Origin of the sequence: Bradyrhizobium sp. AZCC 1721 (assembly GCF_036924715.1) — a bacterium.
Taxonomy (GTDB): Bacteria; Pseudomonadota; Alphaproteobacteria; order Rhizobiales; family Xanthobacteraceae; genus Bradyrhizobium.
Genome location: NZ_JAZHSB010000001.1, coordinates 246,971 through 265,285 on the forward strand (window position 1 = coordinate 246,971; position 18,315 = coordinate 265,285).

General features: G+C 64.3%; 13 protein-coding genes and 1 pseudogene. 11 read left to right on the top strand and 3 right to left on the bottom strand.

Translation table 11 applies throughout. The annotated features are described in order from the left end of the window. The first annotated feature begins 133 nt into the window (after positions 1 to 133). The 11 genes from rpsA (at position 134) to V1273_RS01265 (ending at position 10,991) form a co-directional block, all read left to right on the top strand. A complete protein-coding gene (rpsA, locus tag V1273_RS01215) occupies positions 134 to 1,837 on the top strand; it encodes a 30S ribosomal protein S1 (RefSeq protein ID WP_028347899.1) in 1,704 nt (567 codons plus the stop codon). A 320-nt stretch (positions 1,838 to 2,157) separates the two neighbouring features. Further along, entirely contained in the window at positions 2,158 to 3,138 is a 981-nt protein-coding gene (gene sppA / locus V1273_RS01220; RefSeq protein WP_334365877.1) for a signal peptide peptidase SppA, read from the top strand. A gap of 171 nt (positions 3,139 to 3,309) precedes the next feature. Continuing rightward, positions 3,310 to 3,615 carry an integration host factor subunit beta gene (locus V1273_RS01225; RefSeq protein ID WP_057844774.1) on the top strand — a complete coding sequence of 102 codons (306 nt, stop codon included), beginning with the start codon at positions 3,310 to 3,312 and terminating at the stop codon, positions 3,613 to 3,615. Between the two features lie 71 nt (positions 3,616 to 3,686). After that, complete coding sequence (locus V1273_RS01230; protein WP_334365878.1) at positions 3,687 to 4,079, top strand: lipopolysaccharide assembly protein LapA domain-containing protein; 393 nt, start codon at positions 3,687 to 3,689, stop codon at positions 4,077 to 4,079. A gap of 61 nt (positions 4,080 to 4,140) precedes the next feature. Next, positions 4,141 to 4,800, top strand: coding sequence for a phosphoribosylanthranilate isomerase (locus tag V1273_RS01235; RefSeq protein ID WP_334365879.1), 660 nt, complete (start codon positions 4,141 to 4,143; stop codon positions 4,798 to 4,800). Next, the gene (gene trpB / locus V1273_RS01240) at positions 4,797 to 6,014 is read left to right on the top strand and encodes a tryptophan synthase subunit beta (RefSeq protein ID WP_334408465.1); all 1,218 of its coding nucleotides are present in this window, start codon (positions 4,797 to 4,799) and stop codon (positions 6,012 to 6,014) included. The genes V1273_RS01235 and trpB overlap by 4 nt, the downstream gene beginning before the upstream one ends. Continuing rightward, a complete protein-coding gene (trpA, locus tag V1273_RS01245; protein WP_334379623.1) occupies positions 6,011 to 6,847 on the top strand; it encodes a tryptophan synthase subunit alpha in 837 nt (278 codons plus the stop codon). Before trpB ends, trpA begins: the two co-directional genes overlap by 4 nt. Before the next feature lie 158 nt (positions 6,848 to 7,005). Next, the gene (gene accD, locus V1273_RS01250; protein ID WP_334365882.1) at positions 7,006 to 7,947 is read left to right on the top strand and encodes an acetyl-CoA carboxylase, carboxyltransferase subunit beta; all 942 of its coding nucleotides are present in this window, start codon (positions 7,006 to 7,008) and stop codon (positions 7,945 to 7,947) included. Beyond that, positions 7,944 to 9,284: a bifunctional folylpolyglutamate synthase/dihydrofolate synthase gene (locus V1273_RS01255; protein WP_334365883.1), complete on the top strand. Its 1,341-nt coding sequence runs from the start codon at positions 7,944 to 7,946 to the stop codon at positions 9,282 to 9,284. The genes accD and V1273_RS01255 overlap by 4 nt, the downstream gene beginning before the upstream one ends. 253 nt (positions 9,285 to 9,537) lie before the next feature. Beyond that, on the top strand, positions 9,538 to 10,278 hold the full coding sequence (locus tag V1273_RS01260) for a metallophosphoesterase family protein (protein WP_334408466.1): 741 nt from the start codon (positions 9,538 to 9,540) through the stop codon (positions 10,276 to 10,278). Positions 10,279 to 10,394: 116 nt separating this feature from the next. Next, complete coding sequence (locus V1273_RS01265; protein WP_334408467.1) at positions 10,395 to 10,991, top strand: class I SAM-dependent methyltransferase; 597 nt, start codon at positions 10,395 to 10,397, stop codon at positions 10,989 to 10,991. 83 nt (positions 10,992 to 11,074) lie between these two features. Here V1273_RS01265 and trxA read toward each other — a convergent pair whose 3' ends face one another. From trxA to addB, 3 genes and pseudogenes are all read right to left on the bottom strand, one after another. After that, complete coding sequence (gene trxA, locus V1273_RS01270) at positions 11,075 to 11,395, bottom strand: thioredoxin (RefSeq protein ID WP_016847387.1); 321 nt, start codon at positions 11,393 to 11,395, stop codon at positions 11,075 to 11,077. A 72-nt stretch (positions 11,396 to 11,467) separates the two neighbouring features. Next, positions 11,468 to 14,997, bottom strand: a pseudogene (addA, locus tag V1273_RS01275) (double-strand break repair helicase AddA). Next, on the bottom strand, positions 14,991 to 18,137 hold the full coding sequence (gene addB, locus V1273_RS01280; protein WP_334408468.1) for a double-strand break repair protein AddB: 3,147 nt from the start codon (positions 18,135 to 18,137) through the stop codon (positions 14,991 to 14,993). Before addB ends, addA begins: the two are co-directional and overlap by 7 nt. Positions 18,138 to 18,315: the final 178 nt, after the last annotated feature.

The following is an 18,315-nucleotide window of genomic DNA, read 5'->3' on the forward strand; positions in this document are numbered from 1 at the left end:
CGTGCAGGCATGCTGCCGGCCCGCTTTTGCGCCCTCCGCAAATGCGGTCGTCAGGGTTTGCGGACCCCTGACACTTCACGCGCGATGCGCCCTTTAACCCGAACGGCCGGCAATATCCCGCATTGGAGAACAAATGGCTTCGACTACTGCTGCTTCTTATAATCCGACCCGCGACGATTTCGCTGCGATGCTGGACGAGTCCTTTGCCGGCGGCAATCTGCAGGAAAGCTCCGTCATCAAGGGCAAGGTGGTTGCAATTGAAAAGGACATGGCCGTCATCGATGTCGGCCTGAAGACCGAGGGCCGCGTGGCGTTGCGCGAATTCGCCGGCCCCGGCCGCGAAAGCGATCTCAAGGTCGGCGACGAGGTCGAGGTGTTCCTCGACCGGATCGAGAATGCGCTCGGCGAAGCCGTGCTGTCGCGCGACAAGGCGCGCCGCGAGGAAAGCTGGGGCAAGCTCGAGAAGGCCTTCAACAACAACGAGAAGGTTCACGGCGTCATCTTCAACCAGGTCAAGGGCGGCTTCACCGTCGACCTCGACGGCGCTGTCGCCTTCCTGCCGCGCTCGCAGGTCGATATCCGCCCGATCCGCGACGTCGCTCCCCTGATGAACAACTCGCAGCCGTTCCAGATCCTCAAGATGGATCGCCGCCGCGGCAACATCGTGGTGTCGCGCCGCACGGTTCTCGAAGAGACCCGCGCCGAGCAGCGCCAGGAACTGGTGCAGAACCTCGAAGAAGGTCAGGTGATCGACGGCGTGGTCAAGAACATCACCGATTACGGTGCGTTCGTTGATCTCGGCGGCATCGACGGCCTGCTCCACGTCACCGATATCGCCTGGCGCCGGGTCAATCACCCGACGGAAGTGCTGACCATCGGCCAGACCGTGAAGGTCAAGATCATCAAGATCAACCACGAGACCCACCGCATTTCGCTCGGCATGAAGCAGTTGCTGGACGATCCGTGGCAGGGCATCGAGGCGAAGTACCCGCTGAACGCGCGCTTCACCGGCCGCGTCACCAACATCACCGACTACGGCGCTTTCGTCGAACTGGAGCCGGGCATCGAAGGCCTGATCCATGTCTCGGAAATGTCGTGGACCAAAAAGAACATGCACCCCGGCAAGATCGTTTCGACCTCGCAGGAAGTCGAAGTGCAGGTGCTCGAAGTCGATTCGGTCAAGCGCCGCATCTCGCTCGGCCTCAAGCAGACCATGCGCAACCCCTGGGAAGTCTTCGTCGAGAAGTTCCCGGTCGGTTCGGTGGTCGAGGGCGAGGTCAAGAACAAGACCGAGTTCGGTCTGTTCCTCGGCCTCGACGGCGACGTCGACGGCATGGTCCATCTGTCCGACCTCGACTGGAAGCTGCCGGGCGAGCAGGTCATCGACAATTTCAAGAAGGGCGACATGGTCAAGGCCGTGGTGCTCGACGTCGATGTCGAGAAGGAACGCATCTCGCTTGGCGTCAAGCAGCTCGAAGGCGACCCCTTCGCAGAACCCGGCGACGTCAAGAAGGGCGCGGTCGTGACCTGCGAAGTGCTCGAGGTGAAGGAAGCCGGCATCGAGGTGAAGATCTCGGGCACCGACTTCACCACCTTCATCAAGCGCTCCGAACTGGCCCGTGACCGCAACGATCAGCGCGCCGAACGCTTCGCCGTCGGCGAGAAGGTCGATGCCCGCGTGATCCAGTTCGACAAGAAGGCCCGCAAGGTGCAGGTCTCGATCAAGGCGCTGGAAGTTGCCGAAGAAAAGGAAGCCATCGCGCAATACGGCTCCTCCGATTCGGGCGCGACGCTCGGCGATATTCTCGGCACGGCGCTCAAGAACCGCGAGAAGTAAGCGTTCGCTTATTGCCTGCGACATCAGGCCCCGGTTTCGACCGGGGCCTTTTTCTATCCGTCGTCCCGGACAAGCCAACGGGTCGCGCGAATGCGCGCCCGATGACAGGCTCCGCGCGATCCGGGACCCACAGGTGGATTGTATTGGGCGCGCTGGAGCCCCATCGAATGCGACAATCAGCGCCTGTGGCTATGGGTCCCCGCGTGCGCGGGGACGAGGGAGCCTTGCTTTCTTCATATTGCATCGCAATTGATGTATTCAGGTAACGCTTCGCTCACGCTGCGACTGCAAAACGGGCTGATGCTTTCAGGAGAATTTCGATGTCGCTCGATTCGGACGTGATCGTCGATCGCCGCAGGATCCGCCGGAAGCTCACGTTCTGGCGCATCATGGCTGGCCTGGTGACCATCGCGGCGATCGTCGCCGCCGGTGCAATCGCGACAACGAGCGGGCCGGCTGCCCTGACCCCATCGGGGTCGATCGCGCGTGTCAATATCGAAGGGCTGATCCGCAGCGACCAGCAGCGCGTCGAGGCGCTGGAGCGGCTGGAGAAATCGAGCCATGCTGCGGTTATCGTGCACATCAACTCGCCGGGCGGCACCACGGCCGGCTCCGAGCAGCTCTACGACTCGCTGGTGCGCCTGAAGGCCAAGAAACCGCTCGTCGTGGTGGTGGAGGGGCTGGCCGCGTCGGGTGGTTACATCTCGGCGATGGCCGCCGATCATATCGTCGCCCGGCAGAGCTCGCTGGTCGGATCGATCGGCGTGCTGTTTCAATATCCGAATTTCACCGAGCTGATGAAGACCGTGGGCGTCAAGGTCGAGGAGGTGAAATCCTCGCCGTTGAAGGCCGCGCCCAATGGTTTCGAGCCGACCAGTCCTGAAGCGCGCGCTGCGCTCGACGCGCTGGTGAAGGATTCCTATGCCTGGTTCCGCGGCCTGGTGAGGGAGCGGCGCGGCATGGATGAGGCGCTACTGGAAAAAGTCGCGGACGGACGGGTCTTCACCGGCCGCCAGGCGGTCGAACTGAAACTGGTCGATCAGCTCGGCGATGAAAAAGCAGCCGTTGCATGGCTGGTCGCCGAGAAGAAGATCAAGAAAGATCTGCCGGTGCGCGATTACAAGCTGAATCCGCAGCTTGGCGACCTGACGTTTCTGCGAACGGCGGCTTCCATCGCGTTCGAGGCGCTCGGTTTGAGTTCCATTGCACGCCAGATTGAACAGGCCGGCGTCGCCCAGGCGGTCGATCAGCTCGCGCTCGACGGCATGCTGGCATTGTGGCGCCCCGCAGCCTCCAACTGAGCCGCAGCGGCTGCCCTTCGTGACGTTCTCCCGCATTGCGGGTGTTGCCACAAACCCCTTCCGGGCCGTTTGTCACACCATTTCGCGCTGCCCAAAAGTGAATTAGCGTCTTGACAGTGCAAGGCATTTTCACGGAAATGGAAGTCCGCACGATCCCGGACCCCAACTTCGATGATCAAATCCGAACTTGTTCAGCGCATCGCCGAGCACAACCCGCACCTCTATCAGCGGGATGTGGAGAACATTGTGAACGCGATCCTCGATGAGATCGTCGCTGCCTTGGCGCGCGGCGACCGTGTCGAGCTGCGCGGCTTCGGCGCCTTCTCGGTCAAGCATCGCCCGGCGCGGGCGGGGCGCAATCCGCGCACCGGCGCCCATGTGCCGGTCGACCAGAAGAGCGTCCCGTTCTTCAAGACGGGCAAGGAAATGCGCGAGCGGCTGAACCGCGACAACGGCTCTCCCGAGGCCGGCGCGTAACCAATTTTTGCGATCTGTAGCCGTGTTGCGGGCCTCGTGCCCGCCTTTCTCCATCACTGCGAGAAATGGTCATGCGAAAGTTCTTCACGGCGCTGGTCGTCATTCCCTTAGGGCTGATCTTCATCATTTTCGCCGTCGCCAACCGCCATTTCGTGACGGTATCGTTCGACCCCTTCAATTCGATCGATCCGGCAATCGCGGTGAGCTTGCCGCTGTTTGCCGTGATCATCACGGTGGCCATTTTGGGGGTGGCGGCGGGCGGCATAGCGACATGGTTCCGCCAACGGCACTGGCGCCGTGCGGCGCGCCAGCATGAGGCGGATGCCCGCCGGGCAAGGGCGGAAGCGGCCGATTTACGGGCCGCGGCGGCAGTTTCGCGGGGCCATCAGCAGCGGCTTCCGGCACCGTCCCAGTATGGCTTCTACGGGGCCGCCGGGCGAGACAAGCAGGGCGCGACGTTGTAGAACCCGCCCCGTCAGCCCCTGTTCCAGCCGGTTACGGGGCGAAATATGCGCCCGAGAGACCATGTCCCTGCTCGTCAAAATTTGCGGCCTGTCCACGCGTGAGACGCTCGAGGTAGCGCTTGAGGCGGGTGCCGACATGGTGGGATTCGTGTTCTTCTCCCCGTCGCCGCGTCATCTCAGCCTCGAGACGGCGCGCGAACTCGGCCGGCAGGCCAAGGGCCGCGCGGCCAAGGTGGCATTGACCGTCGATGCCGACGACGCGACGCTTGAAAATATCGCCGAGACGCTGCAGCCGGACCTGCTGCAACTGCACGGCAAGGAAAGCATCGCGCGGGTGCGCGACATCAAACAAAAATTCGGACTGCCGGTCATGAAGGTGATCGCCGTTGAAACCTCGGCCGATCTCGCCGCGCTGCCGGGCTATGCGAGCGTTGCCGACCGCATCCTGTTCGATGCTCGCGCTCCCAAGGGCGCCACCCGTCCTGGCGGGTTGGGGACCGTGTTCGACTGGCACGTTTTGGAAAAGCTCGATCTCCAATTGCCCTTCATGGTCTCCGGCGGGCTCAGCGCCGACAATGTCGCGGACGCCATTCGCGTTACCCGCGCCGGCGGCGTCGATGTATCCTCGGGCGTGGAAAGTGCGCCCGGTGTCAAGGATCCCGAGCTGATCCGCCATTTCATTCGCGCCGCGCGCGCCACCGAAGAATTGATGGTCCGATGAATCAACGCCTGCCCAATTCATTCCGCACCGGTCCCGACGAGCGCGGGCATTTTGGCAATTTCGGCGGCCGCTTCGTCGCGGAAACGCTGATGCCGCTGATCCTCGACCTTGAAAAAGCGTATGCGGTGGCCAAGGCCGATCCGTCGTTCCAGATCGAGATGAACGGCTATCTCAAGGATTACGTCGGCCGGCCGTCGCCGCTCTATTTCGCCGAGCGACTCACCGAGCATCTCGGCGGCGCCAAGATTTACCTGAAGCGCGAAGAGCTGAACCATACCGGCTCGCACAAGGTGAACAACGTGCTCGGCCAGATCATGGTCGCGCGCCGCATGGGCAAGAAGCGCATCATCGCCGAGACCGGCGCCGGCCAGCACGGCGTCGCCACCGCGACGCTGTGCGCGCGCTTTGGTCTCGAATGCGTAGTCTATATGGGCGCGGTGGACGTCGCCCGTCAGGCACCGAACGTGTTCCGCATGGAGATGTTGGGCGCCAAGGTCGTGCCGGTGCAGTCGGGTACGCGTACGCTGAAGGACGCGATGAACGAGGCGCTGCGCGACTGGGTCACCAACGTGCACAACACTTTCTATTGCATCGGCACGGTGGCGGGGCCGCATCCCTATCCGATGATGGTGCGCGACTTCCAGTCGGTGATCGGCGAGGAAACGCGCAAGCAGATGCAGGAAGCCGAAGGCCGTTTGCCGGATTCGCTGGTCGCCTGCATCGGCGGTGGCTCCAATGCGATGGGCCTGTTTCATCCGTTCCTCGACGACCCCTCCGTCGAAATTTTCGGCGTCGAAGCGGCCGGCCATGGGCTGACGCAACTGCATGCCGCCTCGATCGCCGGCGGCCGCCCCGGCGTTCTCCATGGCAACCGCACCTATCTCTTGATGGACGATGACGGCCAGATCCAGGATGCGCATTCGATCTCGGCGGGCCTCGATTATCCCGGCATCGGCCCGGAGCATTCCTGGCTGCACGAGACCGGCCGCGTCACTTACCTTTCCGCGACCGACGACGAAGCGCTCGCCGCCTTCATGCTGCTGTCGCGACTGGAAGGCATCCCACCCGCGCTGGAATCTGCGCACGCGATCGCCAAGGTCACGGAGCTCGCGCCGAAGCGGCCGAAGGACCATCTGATGGTGGTCAATCTTTCCGGCCGTGGCGACAAGGACATTCCGCAGATCACGGAGATCTTGAAAGGCAGGAAGCAGTGACCACCCGCATCGACGCACGCTTTGCCGAGCTCGCAAAAGAAGGCCGCTCGGCGTTTGTCACCTTCCTGATGGCCGGCGATCCCGATCCCTTAACTTCGCTCGACATCATCAAGGCGCTGCCCAAGGCGGGCGCCGATATCATCGAGATCGGCATGCCCTTTACCGATCCGATGGCGGACGGGCCGTCGATCCAGGCCGCGGGCCTGCGCGCGCTCAAGGGCGGCATGACCCTGCGGAAGACGCTCGAGATGGTGCGCGGCTTCCGCAAGGAGGACGACACCACGCCGCTGGTGCTGATGGGCTATTACAATCCGATCTATATTTATGGGGTCGACAAGTTCCTCGCCGACGCCAAGACCGCCGGCGTCGATGGCCTCATCATCGTCGACTTGCCGCCGGAGGAGGACGATGAGCTCTGCATTCCCGCGCTGCAGGCCGGGCTCAACTTCATCCGGCTGGCGACACCTACGACCGATGATAAACGCCTGCCCGCCGTGCTCGCGAATACTTCCGGCTTTGTCTACTACGTCTCGATCACTGGCATCACCGGCGCTGCGGCGGCCGATTCGAAGGTGGTCGGCGATGCGGTGGCCCGTATCAAGCGCCACACCAAGCTTCCGGTGTGCGTCGGCTTCGGCATCCGCACCCCGCGGGCGGCGCGCGCGATTGCCGAGAAGGCCAATGGCGCCGTGGTCGGCACCGCCCTGGTCGATGCGTTGCGCGACAGCCTTGATACCCAGGGGCAGGCAACCACCAAGACCGTGGCCGCGGTGGCCGATCTCGTGGCGTCGCTGGCGCAGGGCGTCCGGGGCGCGAAGCAGGCTGCGGAATAAGCCACAATTTACGTGGAAATAGGCGTGGCATGATCCGGAAAAGTGGAGACCGGTTTTCCGAAAAGATCATGCCCAAACTAGTAGGTGGCGGCTTGCCGGGTTCAAGCCGGGCCGCCATATATTCCAGTCAATGCGTTCAACCGCATTCGGAGCGAACCATGAATTGGCTCACCAATGTCGTACGGCCGAAAATCCGCAGCATCCTGCGCCGCGAGACGCCGGAGAATCTGTGGATCAAGTGCCCGGATTCCGGGCAGCTCGTGTTTTACAAGGACGTCGAGGCCAACCAGTTCGTCATTCCCGGCTCGAACTACCACATGCGCATGGGCGCGGTGGCGCGGCTGAAGTCGATCTTCGACAACGAGACCTGGTACGACATCGCGCTGCCTGAAGTGACAGCCGATCCGCTGAAGTTCCGCGATGAACGCAAATACGCCGACCGCATCAAGGACGCCCGCGCCAAGACCGGGCTGAACGACGCCATCAAGGTCGGCTACGGCAAGCTCGAAGGCGCCGGCGTCGTCATCGCGGTGCAGGATTTCGATTTCATGGGCGGCTCGCTCGGCATGGCCGCAGGCGAGGCGATCGTGCGCGGGCTCGAACTGGCGGTGGAAAAGAAGTCGCCGTTCATCGTGTTCGCGGCTTCCGGCGGCGCACGCATGCAGGAAGGCATCCTGTCGCTGATGCAGATGCCGCGCACCACCGTCGGCGTACAGATGCTGCGGGAAGCCAAGCTGCCCTACATCGTGGTGCTGACCAATCCGACCACCGGCGGCGTGACCGCATCCTACGCCATGCTGGGCGACGTGCAGATCGCCGAACCCGGCGCGCTGATCGGTTTTGCCGGCGCGCGCGTGATCGAGCAGACCATCCGTGAAAAATTGCCGGAAGGGTTCCAGCGCGCCGAATATCTGCTCGACCACGGCATGATCGACATGGTCGTGCATCGCCACGAGATGCGTTCGACGCTGGCGCGGCTGTGTCGGCTCCTGACCAAATCGCCGCCGCTTGACGTCGCCTCAAAGCCTTTGCCGCAGGCCATAGACCCGGCCCAGATCGTCTCGGCCCCGGAAGCGGTGCCGGCTGCGCCCCACGCGTGAGCCTGCCTGCCGCCAGATCCCAGCCGCTCGGTGAATTGATCGCGCGGCTGTCTGCCTTGCATCCGAAGCGCATCGATCTCAACCTTGATCGGATGCACCGCCTGCTGGCGCGGCTCGATCATCCGGAGCGGCTGTTGCCGCCGGTGATCCATGTCGCCGGCACCAATGGCAAGGGCTCCACCATCGCCTATCTGCGCGCGATCCTGGAGGCTGCAGGCCTGCGCGTGCACGTCTACACCTCGCCCTATCTGGTCAGGATCAACGAGTGCTTCCGGCTGGGCCAGAAGGGCGGCGGCCGGCTGGCTGATGATGCCGAACTGCGCCGGGTGCTGGAGTATTGCGAGCAGGTCAACGCGGGCGATCCGATCACGATTTTCGAGATGGAGACCGTAGCGGCGTTCTGCCTGTTCGCGGAGCATGACGCCGATGTCGTGCTGCTGGAAACCGGGCTCGGCGGAAGACTCGACGCCACCAACGTCATCGACCGGCCGGCCGCGACCGTAATCACGCCAGTCAGTATGGACCATACGGAATTTCTCGGTAACACGCTGACCGCGATCGCCGGCGAGAAGGCCGCCATCATCAAGCGCGGTGCGCCGGTGATCTGCGCGGAGCAGGCGCCGGAGGCGATGGCGGTGATCGAGGCGCAGGCCGACCGCATGCGCGCGCCGTTGCATGCTGCCGGGCAGCAATGGCATGTCGGTGTCGAGCGCGGGCGGCTGGTCTATCAGGACGAGCGGGGCCTGATGGATCTTGCGGCGCCAAAGCTGTTCGGGCGGCATCAATTCGACAATGCCGGCCTTGCCATCGCCACGCTGCGCGCGATCGAGGCGTTCAGGATCGGAATGGCGGCGTTCGAGGCCGGCATCGTTGGTGCAGAATGGCCGGCGCGGATGCAACGGCTGGTCTCGGGCGCACTGGTCGATCAGGGGCCGAAGGGCTGCGAGATCTGGCTCGATGGCGGACACAATGCGGAAGGCGGCCGCGTCGCTGCGGCCGCGCTAGGCGATCTCGAAGAGCGGGTGTCGCGGCCCCTGGTGGTGATCGCGGGCATGATGGCGAACAAGGATGCCGGCGCGTTTCTCGCCAATTTCGCAGGACTGACGCGGCACATCGTGGCGGTGCCGATCCCCGGACGCGACAATGCGATGCCGCCGGACCGGCTGGCGGATGCGGCGCGCGCGCTCGGCATGCGCGTGGAAAATGCTGCAAGCGTCGAAGCCGCGCTGCACGCGCTCTCGCGTCTCGCCTACGAAGTGCCGCCGCGGATTCTGGTCGCCGGCTCGCTCTATCTCGTCGGCCATGTGCTTGCCATCAACGGCACGCTGCCGGCATAGTATTCCCCAAAATTAAATGACCGCTGGAATCGCTTCCAGCGGCCGCCCGGGAAAAAATATCGATTGCTTAATGAAACTAGCCAGCCCCGGTCTTTGCAAAGACTAGCCAAGACGCCTGAGAGCTGCGAGTCGGAACCTTCGTTCCGCAATAGGAAGTAAGGATAATGTTGCAGGCTGGCTTCACCCAAATGAGGTAGATGGCGCAGCATCGTTCTTGCAGGGCCGTGCGACAATCATCAAAGCTGGAATCCCCATGCGTTTTGCCGCCATTGCCGACGTGCACGGAAATTATCTCGCGCTGGAAGCCGTGCTGGCCGACATCCGCGCGCTGGGCATTGGCGAAATCGTCAATCTCGGCGACATGGCGAGCGGACCGCTCGACGCGCGACGCACCATGGATGCGCTGATGGCGCTCGACGCCGCTCACGTACTAGGCAATCATGATCGGTATCTGATCGGCCGGCCGCCGGAGAAGATGGGATCATGGGACCGGCCGGCGCACGCGCAGCTCGAAGAGCGCCATCTCGATTGGCTGCGCGCGGTGCCGAAGACGGCCGTGTTTCGCGATCGGGTCTTCCTCTGCCATGCAACGCCCGAGCATGACGAGGTCTACTGGCTGGAAACGGTGTTGCCCGACGGCACCTTGCGAATGTCATCGCTGGATGAAATCGAGGAGCGCGCGCGGGGCGTCACGCAGTCCCTGATCCTCTGCGCGCACACCCATCTTGCCCGCGCGGTCAGGCTTCGCGATGGCCGATTGATCGTCAACCCCGGCAGCGTCGGCTCGCCCGGCTATCGCGACGTGCATCCCTTTCCGCATGTCGTCGAAGCCGGCACGCCGGATGCGCGTTATGCGATCCTCGAACTTGCTGACGGCGCCTGGCGCGTCACGTTCCGGCATGTGCCGTATGATCACGGCGCGATGGCTGCGCTCGCGCAACGGAACGATCAGGCCGAACTCGCCAGCGCGCTAGCGACAGGATGGATCAGATAGCTCCAAAACCGGCACCGGTGCAGCCGATGCATGACTACGACGCGGAATACCGCCGCCTGAAGATAGCCGGCCACCGGGGTTGGTCAGGAAGTGCGCAGGAGCGGAATCTTGCGCGCATGACCGACACGCTCGATCGGCTCGAGCGGGAATTCCTGCCCTCACCACCGGCGAGAATTCTCGAGCTCGGCTGCGGCAACGGCATGTCGTGGTCACTGCTGATGGCCGGAAAGGGCTACGAGGTGCACGGCGTCGACATTTCGGGAACGGCGATCGTCTGGGCAAAAGAGCAATTCGCCGAACGCGGGCTTTCCGGCGCTTTCCGGGAAGGCAATGTTTGCGAGATGCCGTTCATCCGCGACGCGTCGTTCGATATCGTGATGGACGGCAGTTGCCTGCATTGTCTGGTCGGCTGCGATCGAACCCGGTGCCTTCAGGAAGTTCATCGAACCCTTCGACCCGATGGCGTCTTCGTCGTCAGCACCATGTGCGGCTTGCCGAAATCCGACGAGGCCAAGGCGCGCTTCGACGCGGCAAACTTTCAGCTATTGCAGAACGGCCGTCCGTACCGAACGCTGAAGCCGCTGACGGATATTGAACGCGAACTGATGGACGCGGGCTTCGAGGTGCGGGACAGCAGAGTGAGCGTCAATTCCTGGTGGGATCATGTCACGATGGTTTGCCGCGTCGGAGACGGTCAAAATTCATCCAGGTAATTACCCGCTGCCGGCTTATGTTCTCGCAACGAGAACGGCCGGCTATTCGCCGGCCGTCCTCGGAAAAGTTATTAAGGGGTCGATCAAACCGCCGCGGTGATCCACTGCTGCAGCTTCGCCTTCGGCGCGGCGCCGACCTGGCGGGAGGCCATCTCGCCGCCCTTGAAGATCATCAGGGTCGGGATCGACATCACGCCGTATTTGGAGGCCGTCTTCGGGCTCTCGTCGACGTTCAGCTTCACGATCTTGACCTTGTCGCCCATGGCGCCGGAAATCTCGTCGAGCGCGGGCGCGATCATGCGGCAGGGGCCGCACCATTCGGCCCAGAAATCGACGACCACCGGCCCGGTCGCCTTGAGCACTTCGGCTTCGAAATCGGCGTCAGAAACCTTGCCAACGGCCATCGGAATTACCTCGTTCGGTTAGAAATTAAGGGGCGCGGTCAAGAATCGCGCCCGGGGATGATAGTGGCAAACCTATGAACGCGACCCTGCTGGGTCAAGCGCGGTCACGCCGAGATGATGGATGCCAGCTCGGCCTCCAGCGCGGAAGCGGAAATCTCCATCAATTCAGAGGTTTCGGTCCAAAGCAGCGCCGCCCGCACCGGGCGTTGGGAATAGAGCTTGCCGAGCACCGCCCGGTACAGCGCGAGCTGGCGGACATAGCCCCTCGGCGCCTCCGCAGGTTCGCCCGGCGGGGCGTGGTTGGTCTTGAAATCGACAATCAGGACCTCGCGCTCGGTCACCACGAGGCGGTCGATCTGCCCGGATACCAGCGCCGGCCGGCCGCCCGGCCGCTCCAGCCGCCCGACGATCGAGACTTCGGCACGGCTTCCGGGGGCGAAAGCGTGCGCAAACCGCGCATCGGCGATCAAGGCGAGCGTGCTTTCGGCCAGCACCTGCCGCTCCTCCGCGGTCCAGCCATCGGCATTGCGGGCCAGATAGGTCAGCGCGGCCTCGCGGCGGCGCTCGGCGGAGACATCGGGCAGCGACTGCAGAAGCCGGTGCACCAATGTGCCGCGCTGCAGGGCGCGGGCGCGCTTCGTGAGCGACTCCGCCGTACGTACCGGGCGGTTGTCGCTGTCAGCGGGGTCCGAAGGCCGCAACAGACTTTCCGGGGAAATTTCGGGCTGCGCCGGCGTCAGTAGCCAGGTGGGCAGCACGATCGGCGCCGCCGGGGACGACGCAGCAGGTGGAGCGGCCGAGGGTGCGGACTCCTCGGGCCGCGTATAGCGCTTTACCCGGCCGATGGCGGTCTCGATCTCCTGAAGCTGCAAGGCGGAGCCGTCGAGCCCCTTGGCGATCAGATCGTACCACGACAGCGGCCGGACGCTCTTCATGTTGCCGGGCAAGCAGCCGCCGACGATCAGGCGGTCCGCCGCACGCGTCATCGCGACATAGAGCAGGCGGCGGTATTCATCCTCGGTATCGTCGATCATCGCGGCACGGGCGGCGGCGACAGCCGGGGGGTCCTCCGCCTTGCGGCCGGCCCACACCACCACCACACCCGGCGCATGCGGATCGGCATTGCCCAGCGGCAGGTTGATGAGCTTCAGCCGCTGCGTATCCGAAGGCGACGTCGTGGTGTCCACCAGGAACACGACGGACGCTTCCAGGCCCTTGGCGCCGTGCACGGTCATGACGCGGACCTCGTCGCGCGAGATCTCCATGTCGCGCTTCACTTCGAGATCGGCGGTGCGCAACCAGGCCATGAAACCCTGCAGCGAGGCCGGCGCCTTGCGTTCATAGCTCAGCGCCAGCTCCAGAAACTCATCCAGCGCGTCGTTCGCCTCGTGCCCAAGCCGCCGCAGGATTCGTGCGCGGCCGCCATCGCCGCCGAGCAGCCAGGCATAGAACGCAAACGGCGTTTCGCTGGCAAAGCGGCGCTCGCATTGTTCGAGCCGCCACAGTGCATCCCTCAGCCGGCCATCAGCCGCGGCGCGCGCGGTCAACGCGGTGCGCAACGATCCCTTGCGCTGCCAGGCGATCTTGAACAGGTCGTCATCGTCGAGCCCGAACAGAGGGCTCTTCAGCGCCACTGCCAGTGCCAGATCGTCCTGCGGCAGCAACAGCGCGTCGGCCAGGTTCATCAGGTCGATGATCGCGATGTGCTCGGTCAGCTTGAGGCGGTCGGCGCCGGCGACCGGGATACCGGCGTGCTTCAGCGCCTGGATCACGGCGTCAAACGCGTTGCCGCGCCGGCGCACCAAGACCAGCATGTCGCCATAGCGCAGCGGGCGGCGGTCGTTTTTGCTGCCGGTCATCGCACCGCTGCCGACCAGCGCCTTGATCTCGGCCTGGATGCGCCGGGCCAGCTTCACTTCGGGGCTGGTCGCGGAGACGCCGTCGAACGGCGCGCGCCAACCCTCGATATCCTGCCGGTCATCGGCTTCCGCCAGCTCCCAGAGATCGATCTGGCCGGGACCGGCGTCGGCCAGCGCGTGATGGATCGGGTTGCCGATATCGACCGCATGAATGCTGCGATAGATATCCTGCTCGCGAAACACCCGGTCGACCGCGTGAAGGATCTCCGGTCCGGAGCGGAACGAGTAGGTGAAGGATACCGGATCGAACTTCAGTCCGGCGCCCTCGAATTTCCGTTGCAAGGCGCGGCGGCGCAGGTCGAATTCGCGCGGGGCCGCGCCCTGGAACGAAAAGATCGACTGCTTCTCGTCGCCGACCGCGAACACCGTTCGCACCACGCCGTCGCGCGCGCCGGCACCCGAAGTGAATTCGGAGATGATGTGCGCGACGATGTCCCATTGCCGCGGGCTGGTGTCCTGTGCCTCGTCAATCAGCACATGGTCGACGCCGCGATCGAGCTTGTAATGCACCCAGCCCGAGGAGACGCGGTCGAGCATTTCCAGCGTCTTGTCGATCAGGTCGTCATAGTCGAGCAGGCCGCGCTCCTGCTTCTCGCGGCGATAGTTCGCCGCTGCAGCGGTTGCGATGTATAGCAGCGCCTCAGTGCGGTCGCGCGCCACAACCGCACGGCGGCGTTCGATCAGGGAAGCGAGGCGGCTGATTTCCAAATCGAACAATCGACCAACCGCAGGATTCTTTTTGACAAAGCTGTTGGTGACGACCGTTGCTCTTGGCGTGCGTTCATCTGTGAGAAATAATCCGAGATACTCGTCAACTTGGGCAGCTCCGGTAAACGCCAGCGCCTCTCGAAGCCGATCGGCCTGTTTCTGGTCGGCTTTACTGCTAGTATCCAGAACCAGGGCGATTTCCTGCCATTGCGATCGCGGCAGGTTGGGTCCTTCAACGATCTCACGCTCGACATCTTCAATGCGATCATCGGGACCGACGCCGAGTGCTGCTGAAATCTGCGCTGCGGCCGCCTGCGCGCTGCCGGCGGCATCTGTCCAGGCCATGAAATGATCGCGGCTGAGACAGGCCTCGCGTACGACGTCCTTGAAGGTGACGTCGGCAGCGCTCGCCATCGCCGTCATCAGCGCGCGCCCGGTCGGGCTGTCGGGGTTGCGCGACGCCTCGAGGAAGACGGCGAGATTGGCCCGCTCCATCATCTCGTTCTGGTCGCGCTCGTCGAGCACGGCGAACCGCGCCGGCACATTGGCCTCGAACGGGAATTGCTGCAGCAGCCGCGTGCATAGCGCGTGGATGGTCTGCACCTTCAGCCCGCCCGGCGTCTCCAGCGCGCAGGCGAACAGTTTGCGCGCCGATTTGCGCAGGCGTGCGCTGGGATGGGGAATGCCGGCCTCGCGGATCGCCGCATCCAGCGCGTCGTCGTCGAGCGTCACCCAATGGCCCAGCGTGGTGAACACGCGCTCCGCCATGTTGGCGGCGGCGGCCTTGGTGAAGGTGATGCAGAGAATTTTCTCCGGCGCCACGCCGTCGAGCAAGAGCCGGATCACCCGCTGCACCAGCACATGCGTCTTCCCCGAGCCGGCGTTTGCCGAAACGAAGGCGGACGCGGCCGGATCGGACGCGCGCGCTTGCGTCGCACGAACGGCGTCGGGGATGATGCGCCGGGCCTTCACCATTCCTCGATCCCCAGCCCGCCGGCCGCCGACCATTCCTTGATCCGGGCGAGGTCGTCATAGGCGCCGTAGCGGTTCGACCACATCGACAGGTTCAGAGAGGTATAGGCGGTTTCCACGTTCTCGAATTTGCGGATCAATGCTTCAAGCTGTTCGCGCGCGTAATCGGCCGCTTCGTCCGGCCGCTGCGGCGTGTCGTTGTTCCTGATTTTCAGTTCCAGCGAGCGCTGCTCGCCGGGCGGATTGTTGCCGCTAAGCCTGACATAGACGAGTTCGCCGACAGATGAGCCGGCGTGGATATTCTCAAACCCGCCCTCACGCAGGATCGCGGCCTCCAGCGTCAGTTGCGGCGACAGGCCCATCCGCACCTGCTTGCCGGTCGGCGGCTGTCCGGTCTTATAATCGAGGATCGCAAAGCTGCCGTCATGGCGCTGCTCGATCCGGTCGGCGCGCGCGGACAGCGTGAAGATGCGCTCGCTATCGAGCGGAATCTTGATCTCGCCCTTGATCTCGGCGGCAATCTTCTCGATGTCGTCGCGCCGCGCCTTTTCCCACTCCGCAAACCAGGCGGCGATGCGCTGAAACCGCGGCCACCACAGGGCGCGTGCCTCGGGCCGCTCCATCAGCGGGGCGAAATATTTCTCGCCGATGCCGCGCAGCGCCTGCGCGGGCTCTGGCGGAAGGACGTCGGCGAATTCTTGCGTGAATTCGCCGAGCGCGTCATGGATCGCCGAGCCGCGGTCGGCCGCCGACAATGGCATGTCGACGGGATCGAGCGGATCGAGGCGCAAAATATGCTTTGCGTAGATCGTATAGGGATCGCGCAGCCAGTCCTCGATCGCCGTGACCGACAGCTTGAGCGGCCGCGTCTCGACCGGCGGCTTCGGCGCGGGCTGCTCGATCGGCTTGACCTCGTCGGGCTGATCCAGTTCGGCGGCGAAGCGGACGTAATTTTCTCCGGCACGTTTGGCTTCCTCCCAGCGCGGTTCGCCGGCCACCGCCTCCAATCGGTGCACGAAGCGCGAGGCGACCGCCGGCGCGCCGCCGACTTTGGCCGAATGGGTGAGAATCACATCTGGCGTGCCCAGCAATTGCGCGAAATCGTGCGCGGAGAGGCCGATGCGCCGCTCCGGCAGGTCGAGGCCGAGTTCATGACGCATCGGCCGGCTCAGCCACGGATCGACCCGCGGCGCCGGCGGCCACACGCCTTCGACCAGCCCGCCAAGGATGACGCGGTCGGATTCGGTCAGCCGCGCTTCGAGTTGGCCGTAGATCTGGAGCTGCGCATTGGCGGATTCCGGCCGCCGCACCATGCGGTCGGCATAGGCGGTCTGGAACACGTCGGGGTAATCGCCGAGCTGAACCATCAGGCCGCTCGGCTTTTGCTCGGCCAGCAGGTCGTCGAACGCCGCTGACAATGCCGAGCCCTGCGCCTCCTCGAAGACGACCGCAATTCCGTTTCGATCCGAGGACAGCGCGATCAGCGTTTCACGATGGCGCAGCGCCAGTTCGGCGAAATCGTACGGCTTTGATGAGCCCAAGATTTCCAGCGGCGACAGCGCCTTCTGCAACGCCGCGATCAGCGCCTGGGCCTGATCGAGTTCGTCATCCCTTAGTTTCGCGCGTGGCTCCGAGGCGTGAAGCGAGGAAGCTTCCTTGCGCCGGAGTTTTCCGAGCTCGACGCAGAAGCGATCGAAGTCGCGTGCCAAGCCCGCCGTTCCTGCCTGCGGCCGGGTGCCGCGCAGCAGCGCCAGTTCGAGGGTCTCGATGGCGTGCTTGAACGCGCCGAATGCACCACCAAGCCGAAACAGCGGATGTTTCAGTAGCGCGAGCAGCGTCGGGGGCTCCAGCTCCTGGGCGGCGGCTTCTGCGGCGAGGCGGGCAAAAATACCGCTTGGCGTGTCCATCAGCGCGTCGCCACCGGAATCATCAAATTCGAGATTCCAGCGCCTCAGCGCCGCCATCACCCGCCGTGCCAGCGCGCGATCCGGCGTCACCAGCGCGGCGGATTTACCGAGGTGCCGCGCCTCGCGCATCGCCACCGCGATCGCCAGCGCTTCCATCTCCGAGTTGGGTGCTTCGACGACGGCGAGATTTGCCATGCCGGCAGCGATCCTGGCAGACACTTCCGCCTGCGCCAGCCGGTCATGCCATTGCTCGGTCGCCGTCGACGGGCGCATCGTCTCCGATACCAGTACCTCGCGCCCCCGCTGCGCTGGCGTACCCAGGGTTTCGACGTCGCTTCGCTTGATGCCGAAGCGATCCAGCAATCCATGCATCGCGAATTGCGGGTGGTTCGAGGAGGGCTGCGTGGTGAATTTGCCCTGCGCGTCCCTGACGCCGCCAATCGTCTGCCAGGCTTCCTCGTCGAGATCGGTATCGAGCCCCGGCAGCACCACCGCGCCCTGCTTCAGATGGGCTACGGCAGTGAGGAATTTCGCGGTTGCCGGCATTGAGCCGGTCGAACCTGCCGCCACCACCGGTCCCTCATGATGTGCGGTCAGGCGCGCGGCTTCCGCCTCAATCAGGCGGTCGCGCCGTTCCGCAGGTTCGATCCGGCCGATTTCCTTTAAGTGTTCCGGCCATGCCTTGCGCGCGATGCGCAGGAATTCCAGCGAGTGCTGCCAATATTTGTCGAACTGGTCGGGTACCAATTTGTCGAGTGCCTTCCAGGCGACGCCGCGCGTCACCATGTCGTCCATCAACCGCGCCAGATCGCCGGCCAGCGCTAGCGTCGAGGCCGGGCCGCCGACCACGAGCGGCGCCGACACCGGGCTTTTTGCCCATGCCGCAACCAGATGCGCCAGCGTCAGGCGGCGCTCCAGTTCGCCAAGTTTTGGCGGAACGTCGAGCGGCGCGACGCCGCTGAATTGTTCGGAACCTTCCGCAAACGCCAGCTCGTCCTCGTCGATGTCGCCGAGCGCTACGATGCGCGGCAGGATCGCAGCATCGGTCTTCAGCTCATCAAGAAATATCTCCCGCGCCAGCCGCCCGGCGCGCCGGGTCGGCAGATAGAGCGTCGCCGTTGCGAGATTCAGCGGATCCTTTCGCGCCTCGAATCCCTCGACCAGCCGGCCGTCGACCAGTGCCGCGATGACGGTGCGCAGGAACGGTGCGGAGACGGGAACGCTGAAAACGCGCATGGGCTTCCTGATTCGAGGTCAGACGCCAATATAGGGAGCGAGGAGGGAGAGGTCATGCGGGTCAGGCCGGCGTCCCCGCTACTCACTGCCAAAGCAGTCACCATTCTACTTTGCATGGGGTTGTTTTCGCGGTTTTTTGTCTGAGCCCTGCGGGCGGACCGCCGAAGAGCGCGTAGGG

Bases quoted from the DNA above. Each gene is read 5' to 3' on its own strand.
- accD (WP_334365882.1), top strand. From the start codon at position 7,006: ATGAATTGGCTCACCAATGTCGTACGGCCGAAAATCCGCAGCATCCTG.
- V1273_RS01225 (WP_057844774.1), top strand. From the start codon at position 3,310: ATGATCAAATCCGAACTTGTTCAGCGCATCGCCGAGCACAACCCGCAC.
- V1273_RS01260 (WP_334408466.1), top strand. From the start codon at position 9,538: ATGCGTTTTGCCGCCATTGCCGACGTGCACGGAAATTATCTCGCGCTG.
- V1273_RS01265 (WP_334408467.1), top strand. From the start codon at position 10,395: ATGACCGACACGCTCGATCGGCTCGAGCGGGAATTCCTGCCCTCACCA.
- addB (WP_334408468.1), bottom strand. From the start codon at position 18,137: ATGCGCGTTTTCAGCGTTCCCGTCTCCGCACCGTTCCTGCGCACCGTC.
- V1273_RS01235 (WP_334365879.1), top strand. From the start codon at position 4,141: ATGTCCCTGCTCGTCAAAATTTGCGGCCTGTCCACGCGTGAGACGCTC.
- V1273_RS01230 (WP_334365878.1), top strand. From the start codon at position 3,687: ATGCGAAAGTTCTTCACGGCGCTGGTCGTCATTCCCTTAGGGCTGATC.
- trxA (WP_016847387.1), bottom strand. From the start codon at position 11,395: ATGGCCGTTGGCAAGGTTTCTGACGCCGATTTCGAAGCCGAAGTGCTC.
- sppA (WP_334365877.1), top strand. From the start codon at position 2,158: ATGTCGCTCGATTCGGACGTGATCGTCGATCGCCGCAGGATCCGCCGG.
- rpsA (WP_028347899.1), top strand. From the start codon at position 134: ATGGCTTCGACTACTGCTGCTTCTTATAATCCGACCCGCGACGATTTC.
- trpB (WP_334408465.1), top strand. From the start codon at position 4,797: ATGAATCAACGCCTGCCCAATTCATTCCGCACCGGTCCCGACGAGCGC.